15 protein-coding genes and 1 pseudogene are annotated in these 17468 nt (G+C 60.5%); 7 read left to right on the top strand and 9 right to left on the bottom strand.

Translation table 11 applies throughout. The annotated features are described in order from the left end of the window. The first annotated feature begins 8 nt into the window (after positions 1–8). Together AB6803_RS29000 and AB6803_RS28995 are read left to right on the top strand one after the other, a co-directional pair. Positions 9–1067: an aldo/keto reductase gene (locus tag AB6803_RS29000; RefSeq protein WP_371112135.1), complete on the top strand. Its 1059-nt coding sequence runs from the start codon at positions 9–11 to the stop codon at positions 1065–1067. A 69-nt stretch (positions 1068–1136) separates the two neighbouring features. Continuing rightward, a complete protein-coding gene (locus AB6803_RS28995; RefSeq protein ID WP_371112134.1) occupies positions 1137–2378 on the top strand; it encodes an acyl-CoA dehydrogenase family protein in 1242 nt (413 codons plus the stop codon). A gap of 241 nt (positions 2379–2619) precedes the next feature. Here AB6803_RS28995 and AB6803_RS28990 read toward each other — a convergent pair whose 3' ends face one another. From AB6803_RS28990 to AB6803_RS28980, 3 genes and pseudogenes are all read right to left on the bottom strand, one after another. Then, positions 2620–2742, bottom strand: coding sequence for a hypothetical protein (locus AB6803_RS28990; RefSeq protein ID WP_267900828.1), 123 nt, complete (start codon positions 2740–2742; stop codon positions 2620–2622). Between the two features lie 321 nt (positions 2743–3063). After that, positions 3064–3415 (bottom strand): annotated as a pseudogene (locus tag AB6803_RS28985) (DUF1515 family protein). A 797-nt stretch (positions 3416–4212) separates the two neighbouring features. After that, positions 4213–5823 carry an ABC transporter substrate-binding protein gene (locus tag AB6803_RS28980; RefSeq protein WP_371112133.1) on the bottom strand — a complete coding sequence of 537 codons (1611 nt, stop codon included), beginning with the start codon at positions 5821–5823 and terminating at the stop codon, positions 4213–4215. A 282-nt stretch (positions 5824–6105) separates the two neighbouring features. Here AB6803_RS28980 and AB6803_RS28975 point away from each other — a divergent pair, with 282 nt between their 5' ends. Next, the gene (locus tag AB6803_RS28975) at positions 6106–7116 is read left to right on the top strand and encodes a LysR substrate-binding domain-containing protein (protein WP_034522259.1); all 1011 of its coding nucleotides are present in this window, start codon (positions 6106–6108) and stop codon (positions 7114–7116) included. A 9-nt stretch (positions 7117–7125) separates the two neighbouring features. On the opposite strand, the gene AB6803_RS28970 is transcribed toward AB6803_RS28975, so the two are convergent. The 6 genes from AB6803_RS28970 to AB6803_RS28945 are packed head-to-tail and all read right to left on the bottom strand — an operon-like array spanning position 7126 to position 13450. Continuing rightward, positions 7126–7974, bottom strand: coding sequence for an NADPH-dependent oxidoreductase (locus tag AB6803_RS28970; protein WP_065707418.1), 849 nt, complete (start codon positions 7972–7974; stop codon positions 7126–7128). 13 nt (positions 7975–7987) lie between these two features. After that, on the bottom strand, positions 7988–9319 hold the full coding sequence (locus tag AB6803_RS28965) for an LLM class flavin-dependent oxidoreductase (protein ID WP_034522256.1): 1332 nt from the start codon (positions 9317–9319) through the stop codon (positions 7988–7990). Further along, positions 9316–10539 carry an acyl-CoA dehydrogenase family protein gene (locus AB6803_RS28960; protein ID WP_371112132.1) on the bottom strand — a complete coding sequence of 408 codons (1224 nt, stop codon included), beginning with the start codon at positions 10537–10539 and terminating at the stop codon, positions 9316–9318. Before AB6803_RS28960 ends, AB6803_RS28965 begins: the two co-directional genes overlap by 4 nt. Before the next feature lie 13 nt (positions 10540–10552). After that, complete coding sequence (locus AB6803_RS28955) at positions 10553–10894, bottom strand: DUF3088 domain-containing protein (RefSeq protein WP_371112131.1); 342 nt, start codon at positions 10892–10894, stop codon at positions 10553–10555. Between the two features lie 10 nt (positions 10895–10904). Beyond that, entirely contained in the window at positions 10905–12260 is a 1356-nt protein-coding gene (locus AB6803_RS28950; RefSeq protein ID WP_371112130.1) for an LLM class flavin-dependent oxidoreductase, read from the bottom strand. Between the two features lie 11 nt (positions 12261–12271). After that, positions 12272–13450: an acyl-CoA dehydrogenase family protein gene (locus AB6803_RS28945; RefSeq protein WP_371112129.1), complete on the bottom strand. Its 1179-nt coding sequence runs from the start codon at positions 13448–13450 to the stop codon at positions 12272–12274. A gap of 387 nt (positions 13451–13837) precedes the next feature. Here AB6803_RS28945 and AB6803_RS28940 point away from each other — a divergent pair, with 387 nt between their 5' ends. The 4 genes from AB6803_RS28940 to AB6803_RS28925 are packed head-to-tail and all read left to right on the top strand — an operon-like array spanning position 13838 to position 17411. Next, the gene (locus AB6803_RS28940; protein WP_034522250.1) at positions 13838–14680 is read left to right on the top strand and encodes an ABC transporter ATP-binding protein; all 843 of its coding nucleotides are present in this window, start codon (positions 13838–13840) and stop codon (positions 14678–14680) included. A 21-nt stretch (positions 14681–14701) separates the two neighbouring features. Next, entirely contained in the window at positions 14702–15778 is a 1077-nt protein-coding gene (locus AB6803_RS28935) for an ABC transporter substrate-binding protein (RefSeq protein WP_042471068.1), read from the top strand. A 35-nt stretch (positions 15779–15813) separates the two neighbouring features. Beyond that, complete coding sequence (locus AB6803_RS28930) at positions 15814–16632, top strand: ABC transporter permease (RefSeq protein ID WP_034522247.1); 819 nt, start codon at positions 15814–15816, stop codon at positions 16630–16632. A gap of 2 nt (positions 16633–16634) precedes the next feature. Then, positions 16635–17411: an ABC transporter permease gene (locus AB6803_RS28925; RefSeq protein WP_034522245.1), complete on the top strand. Its 777-nt coding sequence runs from the start codon at positions 16635–16637 to the stop codon at positions 17409–17411. The last annotated feature ends 57 nt before the right edge of the window (positions 17412–17468 follow it).

Raw genomic sequence — 17468 nt, 5'->3', positions numbered from 1 at the left:
AGAATGAAATGGTTGACTATCGCTATCTGGGGCGCAGCGCCCTCAAGGTATCGCCGCTGAGCCTCGGCACGATGATGTTTGGCGGCCCGACGCCGGATGATGTCGCCTTCCGGATCATCGACAAGGCGCGCGAGCAGGGGATCAACTTCATCGACACGGCCGACGTCTATCACGACGGCAAGTCCGAGGAAGTGGTTGGCCGCGGTATCAAGAACCACCGCGATCATTGGGTTCTCGCCACCAAGTTTGTCAATTCGCACAAGAAGGGTCCGAACCTCGGCGGCCATTCCCGCAAATGGGTGATCGAGACGGTCGAGAATTCGCTTCGCCGGCTCAAGACCGATTATATCGATATCCTCTATTTCCACCGAGCGGTCTTCGATGCGCCGCTCGAGGAGCCGGTGCGCGCCATTGCCGATCTCATCCGCGCCGGCAAGCTGCGCTATTTCGGTGTCTCGAACTTTCGTGGCTGGCGTATCGCCGAGGTCGCGCAACTGGCGGACCAACTTGGTATCGACCGCCCGGTCGCCAGCCAGCCGCTTTACAATATCGTCAACCGCACAGCCGAAGCCGAGCAACTGCCGGCCGCTCACCACTACGGTCTCGGCGTCGTCTCCTATTCGCCGCTGGCGCGTGGCGTGCTGACCGGCAAATACGAGCCGGGTCAGGCGCCGGGGAGCGATACGCGGGCCGGTCGGGGCGACAAGCGCATCCTGGAAACCGAATGGCGCCCGGAATCGATCACCATCGCCAAGGAGATTGCGGCGCACGCGACCCGCAAGGGCATCGCCCCGACCGAATTCGCACTCGCCTGGGTGCTGAACAACAAGCTCATCTCCGCCGCCATCACCGGTCCGCGCACGGAAGAGCATTGGGATAGCTACATTCGCGCCATCGACGTGAAGCTTGATGCCGAGGATGAGGCGCTGGTCGATCGTCTGGTGACGACGGGCCATCCGTCGACGCCCGGTTTCAACGATCCGAGCCACCCCCTCGAAGGCCGGGTGCCGCGCAGCAATCTATCGGTGTCCGAGAATGTCGTGCCGCTCGCACGCGCCGTCGCCTGACGATCTCGTTCAGGGCTCGCCGGTCGCGAGCCCTGACATTCATCACTCTGCTGCCGAGAAAGTTCCTTCATGCCGACTATCGCTCCAGCCATCCGGCCCGCACAGGCTGCGTCTCGTTCTGCCGAACTGACGGCGCTGCTTGCCAAGGTGCCGGAGCTTGCGGGGGAAATTGCCAAGGAGGCGGCAAGGCGGGACCTGGAGCGGGAGCTGCCATTTGAGGCGTTCCGGCTCTTCAGGGAAGCCGGGCTCGGCACGCTGCGCATTCCCGTCGATCTCGGCGGGCCGGGCGGTTCTGTGGTCGATTACATCGAGATGATCATGACGATCGGCGCGGCTGACTCCAATGTCGCCCATGCGCTCAGAAGCCATTTCAATTTCACGGAAGGGCTGCTGCTCAATCCCAATACGGCCCTCGACCGGACCCAGCTTAGCCGCGTCCTCTCCGGCAAGCTCTTTGGAGGGGCGCATACGGAGCAGGGCACCAAACGTCCCGGCGAAGTCACGACGCGGTTGACGAAATTCGGCGACAGCTATCGGTTGAATGGCGGCAAATGGTATGCGACGGGAACGGCCTTTTCCGACTTTGCCTTCTTCAGCGCCAGGAACGACGACGACCAGCTTGTTGGCGTTCTCCTGCCCGTTGATCGCAAGGGCATCACCATTCTCGACGACTGGGATGGCATGGGCCAGCGGCTGACGGCAAGCGGCGGCGTGCTGCTGGAGGACGTTGAGGTCCTGCCGCATGAGATTTCCACCCGAGGGCTGAACACGCTCGTCGGCCGCCATGTCTCGACGCTGCGGCAATTGCATCTTGCCGCCTCGATGGCGGGCGCCGTGCGCGGCGTTCTTGCCGAGGGCATGGACTATGTGCGCAGGCAGGCGCGATCGACCGCCCATAGCGCCGCCGAAACTGCAAATGCCGATCCCTTCGTGCAGAAGATCCTGGGCGAGATCGCAGCCGGTTCCTTTGCCGTCGACACCTTGATCCGCGAAAGCGCGAGAGCACTCGACCGGACTGTGGCCGCCTTCGGGGAGGGCGATCCGCAACAACTGGAAGCGGCCCTGGTCGAAAGTGCTTTGACGACGGCACGAACACAGGTCGTTACCTCGCAGCTCGCGCTCGCCGCTGCGACCAATGTCTTCGAGCTGGGCGGCGGGTCGGCAACCTCTCGGTATCTCAATCTTGACCGTCACTGGCGCAACATCCGCACGCTCCTCAATCACAACCCATTGCTGCACAAGGCGAGGGTGGTCGGCGACTATTACATCAACGGCACGACCACACATCTCGAGGAAGGCAAGGTCTTCTAGGGGCGGGACGCATTGTTTAGAGCCAAAAGATACGCTTAGCAGCGATACAGATGGCGGAGAAGAATGTGTGTCCGCATCTTCAGGTGCGTGGCGCCGATCATAATGCGGTCCGGTTTTATACTCGAGCCTGCCAAGGCCGCGAAGATGCGATCGAAGACGCCGAGACGGCTCCAGCGGATGAAGCGATTATAGAGCGTCTTGTACGGCCTGTGATCCCTTGGCGCATCCTTGAAGCTGGACGCTATGCATCTTCTGGACCGGATTCGTCTTCGGTGGCACGAAGATGCAAATCATTGACATGATCCTCGCCTATGTCCGGCTGGTCCTCTTCGATAAGGGTTTTCGGCTTAATATTCTTGATCATAAGACCGCCGGCTCCAAAGAAAGCGCAGGTAATTATAGCAATAAAAATGTACCAGACAGCTCTATCTATTGGCTAATCCGCAGTCTCCATGATCTGTTAAGCGTACCTCGTAGATATAAGGAAAATAAATTAGTTTAATACTTACTGCATGCGTTAGAAACAAACCAATAAAATCGATCTTGCAGCGCACGCGTGCTTTTAGTTCTGCCTTCAAGGAAATTCCCTATTAAAATCCTGTAGAATCCGCTTTGGTATTGGAAATACGCCAAAATGGGATAATGCCGTCGCTTGTTGGCCAAATAATAGCACTTTCGTGGTGGATTATTTCCCCAAGACCAACAGTGCTAACCGCCTGAACGCATCAGCAAATGTGACGCCCAGCGCCATGCCGCCAAATCCAATGACGCTGAGAGCATCCAAGCTATGAGCTTCCAGCTCTTCACGTCATCCGTGACGGGCCGCATCTCCGACACGTCCTCTTGAACCGCGGCGCTATTGCCTTCGACCCTGCTGACACGCTCAACAAGCATGATCCATATGTGTTGGTGCATTGAGGCCCGGCTACTGTCCGATTTGATCTCTGATCGTCGGAGTGCATCCCGCAGATTGCGGACTTCGGCTAAACCTTCCCCGTCTTCTGGTGAAGGCGTGGATCGTTCTCGGCTGGCGACATTACCGCTCTTTCGATGGGGGAATAGACACTAGAGCGCTTCAGTGCTTCACGGAATCCCTGAAGCGCTCTAGCTTATTGTTTCTACGCAATTCCGGACGGAAAACCGCTACGCACTTTTCCTGGAGTTGTTCTAGCCGGCGCTGACGACCCCTTGCTCGCGGCTGCTGCGGAAGCCAGTTCGATCCATTGCGATGGTTCACAAAACACTGCGAGCGGTCGACTTGCCGAAGATATCTTCGTGAGGCACTCTGCAAGCTCGGCTGTCGCGGGACCGCGTGCTTTTGTTACGTCGCAAAATTCCGCCTTAAACAGGGAGTTTTGCGGTGGAGGGTGTGAAAGAAGATGATCAGATTTGTCCTGGTCTTTTGGAGCATAGTCTGGCGTTCTCTCGTCATTATCATGCTAAGCGCCGGCATCACCTGGGGGCTGTCCGAACTGCTGCATTCGCTATTCGTCCAGTCTGAGTTTTCCATCAAGTTTCGGCTTTCGCTGACGTTTCTCCCAGCCGCCTTCATGTTCGCAATATTGGCCATGCGGACTGTTGGCCTTCGTAATCTCCTGCTCGAACAACGATCGGTAATATCGAGCGCAAAATGGCGACAGACATATGTTGGATTAGCGGCATGCGCGTTTAGCATTGTCGCAATCAGCTGCATTGCCGCTTTGACCACGAGTACCGACACATGGTTTGCACTCCGGACCTTGCTTCCCCTACCGCTGTTCGTGCTTTTTGGAGTTGGCCTCGCGATATGGCAGACGCTTGATGATCCTGCGGATCGTCTTCCCAAGTCAGGCCCTTAGGCGTTCTTGAGGAGGTAGGCGTTGGAGAGGCTGCCGGAGAGACCGTCGGCGACGACAGTGTGGTCCTGGACTTTCTTATTCAAGATCGTCAGCTGCCGGAACGACACCAGGGTGATGTCGGGCAAGTCGGTGGCGATGATGACTTGCATCCGGTTGAAGAGTTCGACGCGCTTGGCATGGTCGTTTTCGACCGCAGCCTGTTCGAAGATGCTGTCGATCTCGGGGTTGTTGTAGCCGGAGCCGTTCGAGAAGGGCACGCCCTTCTTGAAGTTCTTCGACCAATAGAGGCGCTGGACGCCAATGGTCGGATCGAACGTATTGCCCATGCCGCCGGTCACGAAGGCGAAATCGCGGTCGGTATAAACGCGCTTCAGCCAGGTCGGCACGTCCTGGCCACGAAGATCGACCTTGATGCCGATTTTTGAGAGCGTGTCACGGAGATAGTCGCCGATCCGGCTATAGGTATCGCCATAGGGCATGACGTCATGCGGCACCTCGAAGCGGATACCGTCGGCGCCGCGCGGAAAGCCGGCCTCGTCCAGAAGCGTCTCTGCCTTGGCCTGATCGAAGGCATAGATCGGGACGTCGGGGTTATAGAAAGTCTTGAGGTAAGGGCTGATCGGGCTCGGGGCCGGGATGGCGTAGCCGTAAAAGGCGATATCGGCGATCTTCTGCCGGTCGATCGCATGGGCGATGGCCTGGCGGACCTTGTCGTGCTGGAAATACTTGTTCGCGAGGTTGAACTCGATGCGATAGACGGTCGGCGAATAGTCGTTGCCGCGATCTTCGACTGAAAGCGTCGGCAGCGTCTTGATGCGATCGATCTCGCTCAGCGACACCGGCGTATCCGGGGCGATGTCAACCTCGCCGGTCTCCAATGCCGCGAGACGTGCGCTGGCATCGGGAATGAACTTGATGACGATCCGGTCGAGATAGGGCAGCCCCTTGTCCCAGTAATCGGGATTGCGGTCGAGGATGACATGGCTTCCAACCACCCATTCGCGAAAGATGAAGGGGCCGGTGCCAACTGGCGCGCGACCATTGGCATTGCCCGGAAGATCCGTGCTGCCCTCGTAGACATGTTTTGGCACGATGGGCGACTCGCTCGCCTGCAGCGCGCCGAGCAGATAGGGCGCGGGCTTGGAGAGCTTGATGATGGCGGTATGATCATCCGGCGTCGCCACCTCGGTCACGCTGGAGAAAGTGGCGCGGCCGCGCGGATGGACTTCTTTCAGGGCCAGGATCGAGAAGGCGACATCAGCCGAGGTGAAATCCTTGCCGTCATGCCATTTGACGCCCCGGCGCAGTTTGAACGTATATTGGAGGCCGTCGTCGCTGACCTGCCATTCCGTTGCGAGTTGCGGAATGGGCTTGAAGTCCTCCAGCCCATAGGCCAGCAGCCCCTCGGTCACCTTGCCGCTGACGCGCGTCGTCGGGCCGGCCGTGTGGGCGAGCGTGACGAGGGTTGGCGGTTCCGGCTGAACGAGCAGGGTCAGCGTTCCCCCGGCTGCCGGCTCGGCGGCTCGTGCAAAGCGGCCCAGCGGCGCTACAGTGCAGATGGTGGCAAAGGCGAGGACTTGATTGAACTGCCGTCTTCTGATGTTCATGAATTTCCCCAGGCTTGATCTCTCGGCAGTGACCTGCCGGTGCTATCTTCAGATCGGAGGCCGGAAATTCGGAAGAATGTTTTTCTCACCGTCTTTGAAAGAAAAGCTTCGCGCTACGCGCTGAGGCAGAGATGGTAATCTAGTAAAAATATAGACTATTCCGAAGTTTTAGTTTTTGCTTCCGCAAAGCGGGGCTTCAGGGAAAGAAAATGTTTCCATCGCGGCGGGCAAACGCAAAGCACGTTCTCGTCTAAGCCGGCATGATTGTGTTGCAATCGCCCTATGATGACGATCGCGAACCCCCGGAAAAAATCCATTCAGCCGACCCTGGCGCGTCTGCCTCCGCTGACGTCGCTTCGTGCTTTCGTCGCCACAGCGCGGCACCTGAATTTCCTGCGCGCAGCCGAAGAGCTGCATGTGACGTCTGCCGCGGTCGGGCAACAGATTCGCCTGCTCGAGGACTATCTCGGCCAGCCGCTCTTCCACCGTACGCGGGGGCAATTGCAGCTGACATCAGCCGGACAGGCGTTGGTGCCCGGTCTGACGGACGCCTTCGATGCGGTGCTCGGCGCAATGACGCAATTTGCCGCCAGTGATCACGAACAGCCGATCCGGGTTTCCGTGGCGCCGTCTTTTGCCAGCAAGTGGCTGATCCCACGGCTGGACGGTCTGCGCCGCGCCGCACCGGGACTGCAGGTTCTGGTCGATGCCTCCGCGCAACTGACTGATCTCGACAGCGGCGATGCCGATTGTGTTATCCGATATGGCAGCGGCGCCTATCCCGGTCTCGTGGTGGATCATCTGTTCTCCGAGGCGGTCATCCCGATTTGCAGCCCGGAATTCGCCGAGCGGCATTGGCTTCGCAACGGTCCGAAGGCAATCGAAGGGGTGCCGCTGCTGCATGAAGATGGCGCGGAGCACGATCATTCCTGCCCGGACTGGAATGCCTGGCTGAGGGCGGAAGGACTTTCCTATCGGCTGTCACAGGGCGGCTTCCGTCTCAGCCAATCGTCCTTGGTCATTGATGCGGCGCTGGCGGGGCAGGGGCTTGGTCTCGGCAAGGTCCGGTTGGCGGAAGCCGAGCTTAGGGCGGGGCGGCTCGTTAGCCCCTTCGGCAGTCCCCAGCCCGTCAGCTTTTCCTATTTCTTCGCGACAACGGCCACCAAGGCGCGCCTAATGCGCGTCGATCTCTTCCGCAACTGGCTGCAGGCGGAGGCGAAGACGCTGCAGGCGGTCGATGAGGTCCTGACATGGAATACACGCCCGGACCTCAGCATTATCGCCGCTGAATAGGGACAATCTCTACTTCAGCTTGAAACCGAGTTTGCGCACGGCAGCGCCGAGGAGATGACGCCCTTTCAGGGCCTCGACAGTGCCGATCCTGTTCTTCACCAGCTCCGTCCAGTCCGCGAGCGGCAAGGACTGTTCCGCCTGAAAGCTGCCGAGCGCGGCGTTATAATCCCTGAGATCCTCTGGACGAGGTGTCGTATCGTAATGTTCACGATGCAGGACAGTCGTCTGCGGCAATCTCGGCTTGACCCCGGCAGGAACGGCCGGATCGGGGTAGCCGACAGTCAGGCCGAAGACCGGGAACACGCCTTCCGGCAATTCCAGCTCGCGGGCGACCACTTCCGGATCGTTGCGGATCGCGCCGATATAGCAGGTGCCGAGTCCCTGTGACTCCAGTGCCGAGACCGCATTCTGCGCGGCGAGTGCGGCGTCGATGACCCCGAGCAGGAAACTTTCGACATAGTCGAGACCCGCCGCCGATGAGCCGCCCTCGGCAGCTATGTTGCGCGGCCGGTTAAGATCCGCTAGCCAGATCAACAGGAGCGGTGCCTGCGTGATCTGCCGCTGCGTGCCGGCAACCGTGTTCAGCCTGCTCTTGCGCGCTTCGTCCTTAACGGCGACCACGCTCCAGGCTTGCAGATTGGAAGAGCTAGGTGCCGACTGGGCGGCGGCGATCGCCAGATGAAGCACGCTGTCCGGAACCGCCTTGGGCAGATAATTGCGCACGCTGCGATGTGACAACAGCGTGTCGAGCGTCTCGTTCCAATCGCCCGAAAGGCGCTGGCCGTTGCGATAGCGCTCGGTGGCAAGGACGGTCAGGCGATCATCCTCTTCGGTCCTGACGGGAGCTAAGGATGTCATAGGGTCTTCTCCTTCATTCGGCGGCAGCTATGGCATAGGGATTGGCGGGACGTGGGAGGCCAAGATGATCGCGGAGCGTCCGGCCGGCATAGTCCTGCCGGAAAAGTCCTCGGCGGCGCAGGATCGGCACGACTTCGTCGACGAAGACCTCCAGTCCATGCGGCAGAACATCCGGCATCAGATTGAAGCCGTCTGCGGCGCCTGAGCGGAACCATGTCTCGATGTCGTCGGCGACCGCCTGCGGCGTGCCGATGATGGTGCGATGTCCTGTCCCGCCGTTGAGCGCCCGGATGAGGCCACGCACGGTCAGCTGGTCGCGCCGGGCAAGCGCGAGGGTTGCCTGAAAGAAGGTGTGCCCGCCATCAGGTGGCAGTGGAATATCGTCCGGCAAGGGCTCGTCGAGCGTCAGCCGTTTCGGGTCGATCTGCAGTACGCCGGACAGCCGCGCAAGACTATATTCCAGCGGAATGAGTTCGCGCAGCTCTTCCTGTCGCCGTTTGGCTTCCGCCTCCGTGCTGCCGATGATGGTGGCGAGACCGGCGAGCACCAGCAGGCTGTCTGGCGCACGGCCGAAGCGTGCTGCTCGGGCCCTGAGATCACCGGCATAGTCCAGCGCTTCCTCGAAAGACTGGGACGCCGAGAACACAGCTTCGGCATGCTCGGCCGCGAGTTGCCGCCCGTCGTCGGAGCCACCGGCCTGAACGAGAACGGGGTGACCCTGTGGTGGGCGCGGGATGTTGTGCGGGCCATGCACGGAAAAATGCTTGCCGCGATGAGCGATCGCATGCACCCGCGTGGGATCGACGAAGCGCCCGGTGGCGACATCGCCGAGAAATGCCTCTTCCTCCCAACTGTCCCACAATGCTTTCACGACCGTCGTGAATTCGGATGCCCGCTCGTACCGGCTGCCATGTGCCACCGGCTTCTCGAGGCCGAAGTTCCGGCTTTGCGAGAGATCGGCGCTGGTGACGATGTTCCAGCCCACGCGACCGCCGCTCGCATGATCCAGCGTCGCGAAGCGGCGGGCGATGTTGTAGGGCTCGTTATAGGTGGTCGACGCCGTGGCGATGAGGCCGATGCGGTCGGTATGGGCCGCGACGGTCGCCAGCACGATCGTCGGTTCCAGCGATGTCAACGGACGGAAATCGACGCGATCGGAAATGGCCGCCTGGTCGGCAAGGAAGATCGCATCGAAGGTGCCGCGCTCGGCGACGCGGGCAACGTTGACATAATGGTTGATATCGAAGGAGGCGCGGGGATCGCTTCCCTCCATTCGCCAGGCCGCCGGCGAAAAGCCGGAATGCAGGATGTTGATGTTCAGGTGCAACTGCCGTTTCGCGTTCATTGGAAGATCCCCGGCTCAGGAAACTCGCCGGTCAGAAACCAGTTTCCGACGTTACGCGTCTTGTATTCAGCGGGGTTGTGAAGTGTGTGGATGCGGACGTTGCGCCAGAAGCGGTCGAAGCCATAGGGCCTGACGGCCGAGCGTGCGCCCATCACCTCGAAGATCTCGCTGGTCACCTCCAGAGCGACACGGCCTGCCAGGACATTGGCTGAAGCAACGGCGATCGTCGTCTTGCCGCGATCCTCGGCCGTTAGATTCGTCCCCTTGGCATAGGCGTCGTCCAGTGCCGTCAGTGCCCGGTCGGCAAGCGCCGTTGCCGCCTGTACCTTGATCCAGAGTTCGCCATATTGCCGCTTGATCCAGGGGTCGTCCTGATGGCGTTCGACGCCGGAATGGATCCAGGGCCGCGATTTGGTGATGGTATAGTCGCGCGCCGCAATCAAGGCACCCTGGGCGCTGCCGATGAAGACGTTGAGCAATACGCTCTGCTGTTGCATCGGCGTCAACAAGGCGATTGCGTCACGCGGCCGCTCCGGCAAAATCTCGTCGGCCCCGATCTTCACGTCCTTGTAGAAGACCTTGCCGCTGCCCGTCTGCCGTTGGCCGATGCCGTCCCAATCGTCGGCAATGGTGATCCCTTCGCGGCTTGGCGGGATATAGGCGGTGCTGCGCTGGTTCGTCTCCTCATCCTCCCAGGCGACCGTCAGGTAATCGGCGACATGTGATCCGGAAGCAAAGGGTCGGAAGCCGTTGAGGACGGCCCCGCCATCCGATTCCCGCCGGCCGAAAAGGCTCTTGGAGAAGCTGTTGGTCGTATTGCCCCAGAACCATCGTCCCGCCGCAGAGCGGCGCAGAATGCCCGCTGAATAGCTATCAGAACTGGCGGTAACGGTGTTCTGCAATGGGCTGAAATGATAGCCGTAGAGGTGTCCGATCGACCCATCCACCTTGGCGAATTCGCGGACGATCCGCATGGCCGTTGAATAGCGCTCGCCGATCCCACCGAATTCCCTGGGGATCAACAGATTGACGAGCCCGCTTTCCTTCAGGAGCCTGACCTGCTCTTCCGGCCTGCCACCCTGTTGGTCCCGCTCGATCGCATCGCGGGCGAAGATGTCGCGTAGTTCCACCGCCTTGGCGAGGTACGGGTTCGTCGTATCCGGTGCGAAGAGAGTTGGCGAAAGGAGGGGCAGTTCGAAGCCGGCGGGTTTCACGGTCATGCTTCATTCCCCTTCACTTATGGAGACGCGGAAAACCGTGCCGCTCGGACAACAACTCTAGAATGCGATCCGTCGCGCTGACGAAGCGGGTTCCATTCCGATCTCCGGCGTCGGCAGGTGCTTCGCCCGCAAGAATGAGAACCGGCAGGGACTGGTTTTCCTCGCCGATGGCATCGATCACCTTTTGGCGTGGCCGGGCGAAGGGAACGCGCTCAACATCGATTCTGGCTGCGAGAACGGGAAAGCTGGCGAGCAGACCCTCGATCGCGTTGCAATGGGGGCAGGCGAAGGTGGTGCCGGGGTGTTTGGGATCGGAAAACCCCGGTGAAATCAGGAACAGCTTGTCACGCGCCATTGGTCTTCTCCTATTCTGCTGCGACCGCATTGCCAGCGGAAAAGCGATTGGGCGGGCGCTTCAGCCCGAGATTTTCGCGTAGCGTCGACCCCTCGTATTCCTGGCGGAACAGGCCACGGCGGCGCAGGTCCGGCACGACGAGATTGATGAAATCGGCCAGACCGCCCGGCATGATCGGCGCCATGATGTTGAAGCCGTCGGCGCCATAGTTTTCGAAGCGCTCTTCCAGCACGTCGGCGATCTGCGTCGGCGTGCCGGCGACCTGCCAATGGCCGCGCGCCCCGGCGATGCGCAGATAGAGCTGGCGAATGGTCAGGTTTTCGCGTCGGGCAAGATCAAGCAGTAGTTCCTGCCGGCTCTTGCCGGCATTGGTGACCGGCGGGTCAAGCGGCACAGGGCCGTCGAGCGGATAAGATCTCAAATCGACACCACTCAACTGCGACAGGAGATTGAGGCCGACCTCCGGCTGGATCAATTCCTGCAGCGCCTCGAATTTCTCTTGCGCCTCCGCTTCGCTTCGTCCGATCACCGGGAAGATACCCGGCAGGATCTTGAGGTCGTCGTGCGAGCGGCCGAATTTGGCGAGCCGTCCTTTGACGTCCGCGTAAAAGGCGGTGGCTTCCTCAAGGGTGATCTGTGCGGCAAAGATCGCTTCCGCCGTTCGGGCGGCGAGCTCCTTGCCTGGTTCGGAGGCGCCGGCCTGCACCACGACCGGCCGACCTTGCGGCGAGCGCGGAATGTTCAGCGGCCCGCGAACCTTGAAATGCAGGCCCTTGTGTTCGAGCCGATGCAATTTCTCGGGGTCGAAATAGCGGCCGCTCTCACGATCGCGGACGAAGGCGTCGTCGTCCCAGCTATCCCAGAGGCCAAGCACGACGTCGGCGAATTCCTCCGCGCGGTCGTAGCGGTCACCATGCAGGATTTGCGTATCGTGGCCGAAATTATAGGCGGCGTCGGGATCGGACGACGTCACCAGATTCCAGCCCGCACGCCCGCCGCTCAACCGGTCGAGCGATCCGAACTGCCGCGCCAGATTATAGGGATCGGAGTAGCTGGTGGAGGCAGTTGCGATCAGCCCGATATTCTTGGTGACGCTGGAAAGCGCCGAAAGCAGCGTGATCGGCTCGAACGGATAGACGCCGCTATGCGCCTTGCGGCTCGCCGCATCAACATCCTTCAGCCGCGCGGCCACGCCGTCGGCAAAGAAGATCGCATCGAACTTCGCAGCCTCCGCCAGCTTGGCGAGCTCGATATAGTTCTCGAATTCGGTGCCGACCGATGCCTGCGGATGCCGCCAGGCGGCTACATGATGGCCGGTGAACAACAGGAAGGCGCCGAGCTTGATCTTGTCCTTGCGTCTTGCCATGGAGGGTCCTTTCAGCGGTACATTGCCGGTATGGGAAACTCGCCGGTCAGCAACCAGGTGCCGACGGTGCGTTTCTTGTATTCGGCGGGATTGTGCAGGGTGTGGGTGCGGACGTTGCGCCAGAAACGGTCGTAGCCATTGGCGTTGGTGGCCGAGCGCGCGCCCATGACCTCGAAGATTTCGCTGGAGACGGCGAGCCCGATTTCGCCCGCATAGACATTTGCCGTGGCGACGTCGATGGCCGCGATACCGCGATCCTCGTGCGATAGGCTTGGCCCCTGATTGAAGGCTTCATCCAGGCTCCGGGCCGCCTTGTCGGCAAGTTCGGTTGCCGCCAGCGTCTTGATGTAGAGATCGCCATACTGCCGCTTGATCCAGGGATCGTCGCTGTGCTTCTCGACGCCGGAATAGATCCAGGGGCGTGACGATGTCGTCGTATAGTTCTGCCCCTCGTCAAGCGCGCCCTGGGCGCTACCGACGAAGACGTTGAGCAGTACGCTCTGCTGCAACAGGGAGATCAGCGACGTATAGGGCGTCAGCGGTACATTCGGCGCACTAATCACCTCGTCGTCGAGGACTTCGACATTGTGGAAGCTGACCGTGCCGCTGCCAGTCTGGCGCTGGCCGATCCCGTCCCAATCGTCCTCGATGACGATGCCATCACGGCCGGTCGGAACGGCGGCGGTGATGCGCTCGCCCTCCGGGTTCTCCCATGAGATCTGAATATAGTCGGCGATATGGGAACCGGAAGAAAAGGGGCGCTTGCCGCTGACGATCCAGCCATTGTCGATGCGCCTTCCCGACGATGTCTTCGACATGGCATTGCCGGAATTGCCCCAGATCAGGTTCCCTGCGGCCGCGGCGCGCAGCCAATGATCCTTCTGCGCGCTCGAGCCACGAAAAAGAACGAGATTGAGCGGAAGATGGTGATATCCGAAAAGATGGGCCAGCGAGCCGTCGGTGCGGGCGAATTCCCGCACGACCCGCAGGATGGAGAGCCAGGACGCTCCCTGTCCGCCATAGTGCCGCGGAATTTGCTCCGATGGCAGCCCGCTTTCCTTCAATAGGCGGATCTGTTCGACGGGCCTGCCGCCTTGCTTGTCGCGCTGAACGGCGTCGCGATCAAATATTCGCCGCAACTCGACGGCCCTGGCGACCAGGGGATCTGTTGTATCCGGTTCGAAGGACATGGTTGCCTCACGCATCTGGCCCTGGCGGCCCTGCTTTGCATCATGTGTGAGGGTTCGGCGACTGATGCCGCAAGTCCAGCAATATCTATTTGATCTCGTGAGAAGAAATTCTTTCCTGATCGCCATGTTGAGCTCAAGACGCGTGCACGCATCCGGCTCCTGATCAATCCTCATGGAACATTGTCCGTGCTGTGGGCGTCGCCAGCGATGACAAAATCCGAAGCGGCTCGCTTAAATAGAATATAATTTCTATAGATTATAATATTTACTGCTAGCCTCTCCTGACTCTACTGGGGAGAGAACGATGACTGGCAAGAAACGCCAGCTCAGGCGCAGAGCCTCCCTTTAGCCGACCGGCCATCGCCGCCGAATGGGGGACAGGGAAGAATGAGCGATCCTTTGCATCTGAAGATCAGCCATGTGACGCGGCGGTTCCAGGTCAATGGCGAAAGCCTGACGGCGCTCGACGATGTCAGTCTCGACATTGCCGAGGGCGAGTTCGTCACCATTGTTGGCGCCAGCGGCTGCGGAAAATCGACGTTGCTGCGTCTCGGTGCCGGGCTGGATACCGCCACCTCCGGCTCGATCACCCATGCGGGAAAGCCCGTCACCGAACCGAGCCTCGATCGTGGCATCGTCTTCCAGGAGCCCCGATTGTTCCCGTGGCTGACGGTTGCCCGCAATGTGGCGCTCGGTCTGGAAAATTCCGGACACAGCAAGGCGGACAAGAAGAGGCTCGTCGAAGAGCATCTGGAGCTGGTCGGGCTTTCCGGTTTCGCCAAGGCCTATCCGCACCAACTTTCGGGCGGCATGGCGCAGCGTGCCGGCATTGCCCGCGGTTTGGTCAATCGTCCTGATGTGCTGTTCCTCGACGAACCCTTCGGCGCGCTCGATGCCATCACCAAGGCGCGGCTCCAGGACGAGTTGCAGGAGATCTGGGCGAAGGAGCGCATCACCATGGTGCTGGTGACACATGATGTCGACGAGGCGGCCTATCTCGGTGATCGCGTCGTCGTCATGTCGCCGCGACCCGGCCGCATCCGCGAGATCGTTCCGGTGGATTTGCCGCGACTGCGCGCGAGGACCTCGCCAGCACTGACCGAGGTGCGCAACCGCGTTCTGGAAAGCCTCAATGCGACGACGCATTCCTCGCCAAGTCTCCGTGCGGTTTCGCCGGGGGGAGGGCAACGCCCGGCAGATGCCAGACCGGCCATCGCCGCCGTCAGATAAATCAGGAAACGGAGTAGCTTTATGAAACTGGTATCTATTTCCCGCCTTGCCGCTGGCGTGGCCCTTGCATTGGGCATGTTTGCCGCATCCGCCCAGGCGGAAGAGCCGCTGGTCATCCATATCGGCTACGCCGCAATCGGCGTCGACAACCGTCCCTATTCGGAAGGGACCTCGGCGGCGACGGCGCGTGCCGGCGAATATCTGGAAAAGGAATTCGCCAACGATCCCAACGTCAAGATCGAATGGACTTTCTTCAAGGGCGCCGGCCCGGCGGTGAACGAGGGGTTTGCTAACAACCAGCTCGACTTTGCCTATCAGGGCGATCTACCAGCGCTGATTGGACGGGCCACCGGTCTCAAGACCAAATATCTTCTCGCCAGCGGGGCGCGCAAGCCGCTCTATCTGGCCGTTGCCAAGGATTCCGGCATCAAGAAGATCGAAGATCTGAAGGGCCGCAAGATCGCCCTGCAGCGCGGCACCAACGGCCACCTGGCCGCGATTAAGATTCTGGAGGCGCATGGACTGAAGGAGCGTGACCTCCAGGTGATCAATCTCGATAGTGCCGGAACGGTGGCAGCGCTTGTCAGCAAGGATATCGATGCCGCCTTCGGCGACACCCAGCTCATCAATCTCGCCGCCAAGGGCAGCGCCGACCTCATCTATACGACGAAGGGCGACGATCCCCGCTTCGGCCGCAATGCCGGCATCGTCGCGCGCGAAGCGTTTATCGACGCTCACCCCGAAATCACACAGCGGGTCGTCGATGCTTTCGTCAAGGCGGCGCAATGGTCCTCGGAGGAGCCCAACCGAGCAGCCCTTTTTGAGCTCTGGCACAAATCCGGCACGGAAATCCCGATCCTTGAGGAGTATTTCCGCAACGATACGCTCGTCTACCGCAATTCGCCGCTGATCGATGACCTGCTGGTCTCGCAGTACAAGGAGCAGGCGGTGAAGAGCAAGGAATACGGCCTTATTCGTCGTGATGTCGATCTCAATGGCTGGTTCGAGCCCAAATACCTCAATAATGCGCTGGAAAAGCTCGGCCTGAAGACATTCTGGCAGCCCTATGGCGCTGACGGAAAGCCGGTCGCGTCCTGATCGCGGGCCTTGAAAACAGAGTAAAGGGAGCGGGCATGGCCGCGTTTTTCGAGACTGCCGCGCATGCCGGCATCCGGCTTCCCGCTCCATGGCGCAGGCGTCTTGCGATCGGGACTACGGCTCTAGTTGTTCCGCTTGCACTGTTGGTCCTCTGGTGGGTCGCCTCCGCCAGGGGCTGGCTGCCACAACAGATCCTGCCGCCGCCCGACTATGTCTATCAGGCGGCACGGGACCTGATCGTCAGCGGCGAGCTTCTCTACCATACGGGGGTCAGCCTGCGCCGCGTTATTATCGGCTTTGCCATCGGCGCCAGCGCCGGCCTGGTTCTCGGCATATCGATGGGCCTTTCGGAACGGGTCGAGGATTATGTCAAGCCGCTGTTCTTAGCCTTCGCGCAGATTCCGACACTCGGCTGGATCCCGCTCCTCATGCTGTTCGTCGGCATTGACGAGACCCTGAAGATCATCATCATCGCCAAGGGCGCGATCGTGCCGATGACGTTGAACACGCTGACGGGCATTCGCGGCGTTTCCCCTAGGTATCTTGAGGTCGGCCGTGCCTTGCGTTTCAGCCGTTGGCAGACCTTGCGGCTGATCGTACTGCCGGGTGCCGTGCCTTCGATATTCACCGGCATCCGCTACGGCCTCACCCATTCCTGGACCTCGCTTGTCGGGGTGGAACTTCTGGCTTCTTCCGAAGGGCTTGGCTACCTGCTGGTCTGGGGACGGCAGATGTTCTGGCTGGATACCGTCATCGTTGCGATGATCGCCATCGGCCTCGTTGGTTTCATCATGGACAAGAGCCTGGATCGCACCGAGGTGCTGCTCCAGCGCTGGAAGCGGCAGGAGATCTGACCATGGCCACCGCAAGCAGGGCAGTCCGGTTTCGCCGTGGCATCACCTTGCCGATCCTGATGTTCGTTGCCTGGGAAGTGTCGAGTCGCACCGGTCTTGCCGACCCACGCTTTCTGCCATCACTGGAAGAGGTTGCCCGCACCGCCAAGCGCGAGTTGTTCGACAATGATCTGATCGGCGAACTCGGCTTCAGCCTGATGCGCAATATTGCCGGATTTCTAATCGGCTGCGTTATCGGGATCGTGTTCGGCACGTTCCTGGCGCTCTCGCGCATTGCCGACAGGCTGCTGACGCCAACCTTCAACGGCTTGAAACAGATCTCGCTTCTCGCCTGGATCCCGCTGATCTCCGTCTGGTTCGGCTTCGGCGAGCAGGCAAAGATCGTCTTCGTGGCGCTGGCATCTTTCATTCCCATCGCCCTCAATACCTATGACGGCATGCGGGATGCGCCCGAGGACCTGATCGAGGTCGGCCGCGCTTTGAAATTCAACGCACGGCAGCGGGTGCTGCGCATCTATCTTCCGTCCGCCATGCCATCGACCGCGACGGGCGTACATCTCGGGCTGATCTATGCTTGGCTTGCGACGGTCGGGGCTGAATATTTCCTTGCCGTCGGACGCGGCGTCGGCGGTCTGGTCATCGCCGGCCGAGAACGGTTCGACATGGCCCTCGTGATGGTCGGCGTTCTCGTTCTAGGCCTTGTCGGGTTCTCGTTAAATCGTCTGGCGCATGTCCTGGAATCCTATCTGCTTCGCTGGCGGCCGAAACAGACGCCTTGAAGGGCAGTGTCAGATAGGCCGAAAGACATTCTTCGCCACCCGCTTATATTGGAATTT

Source organism: Rhizobium sp. RCC_161_2, from assembly GCF_041355235.1.
Classification (GTDB): domain Bacteria; phylum Pseudomonadota; class Alphaproteobacteria; order Rhizobiales; family Rhizobiaceae; genus Rhizobium.
The sequence above is the reverse complement of the archived record's forward strand: the minus strand, read 5'-3'. Positions and strand labels throughout refer to the sequence as shown.

What these genes read in the sequence shown, in the direction of transcription:
- AB6803_RS28935 (WP_042471068.1), top strand. Translation starts at nt 14,702, where the DNA reads ATGAAACTGGTATCTATTTCCCGCCTTGCCGCTGGCGTGGCCCTTGCA.
- AB6803_RS28965 (WP_034522256.1), bottom strand. Translation starts at nt 9,319, where the DNA reads ATGAACGCGAAACGGCAGTTGCACCTGAACATCAACATCCTGCATTCC.
- AB6803_RS28960 (WP_371112132.1), bottom strand. Translation starts at nt 10,539, where the DNA reads ATGACCGTGAAACCCGCCGGCTTCGAACTGCCCCTCCTTTCGCCAACT.
- AB6803_RS28925 (WP_034522245.1), top strand. Translation starts at nt 16,635, where the DNA reads ATGGCCACCGCAAGCAGGGCAGTCCGGTTTCGCCGTGGCATCACCTTG.
- AB6803_RS28990 (WP_267900828.1), bottom strand. Translation starts at nt 2,742, where the DNA reads ATGATCAAGAATATTAAGCCGAAAACCCTTATCGAAGAGGACCAGCCG.
- AB6803_RS28980 (WP_371112133.1), bottom strand. Translation starts at nt 5,823, where the DNA reads ATGAACATCAGAAGACGGCAGTTCAATCAAGTCCTCGCCTTTGCCACC.
- AB6803_RS28995 (WP_371112134.1), top strand. Translation starts at nt 1,137, where the DNA reads ATGCCGACTATCGCTCCAGCCATCCGGCCCGCACAGGCTGCGTCTCGT.
- AB6803_RS28940 (WP_034522250.1), top strand. Translation starts at nt 13,838, where the DNA reads ATGAGCGATCCTTTGCATCTGAAGATCAGCCATGTGACGCGGCGGTTC.
- AB6803_RS28970 (WP_065707418.1), bottom strand. Translation starts at nt 7,974, where the DNA reads ATGACATCCTTAGCTCCCGTCAGGACCGAAGAGGATGATCGCCTGACC.
- AB6803_RS28950 (WP_371112130.1), bottom strand. Translation starts at nt 12,260, where the DNA reads ATGGCAAGACGCAAGGACAAGATCAAGCTCGGCGCCTTCCTGTTGTTC.
- AB6803_RS28945 (WP_371112129.1), bottom strand. Translation starts at nt 13,450, where the DNA reads ATGTCCTTCGAACCGGATACAACAGATCCCCTGGTCGCCAGGGCCGTC.
- AB6803_RS29000 (WP_371112135.1), top strand. Translation starts at nt 9, where the DNA reads ATGGTTGACTATCGCTATCTGGGGCGCAGCGCCCTCAAGGTATCGCCG.
- AB6803_RS28955 (WP_371112131.1), bottom strand. Translation starts at nt 10,894, where the DNA reads ATGGCGCGTGACAAGCTGTTCCTGATTTCACCGGGGTTTTCCGATCCC.
- AB6803_RS28975 (WP_034522259.1), top strand. Translation starts at nt 6,106, where the DNA reads ATGATGACGATCGCGAACCCCCGGAAAAAATCCATTCAGCCGACCCTG.
- AB6803_RS28930 (WP_034522247.1), top strand. Translation starts at nt 15,814, where the DNA reads ATGGCCGCGTTTTTCGAGACTGCCGCGCATGCCGGCATCCGGCTTCCC.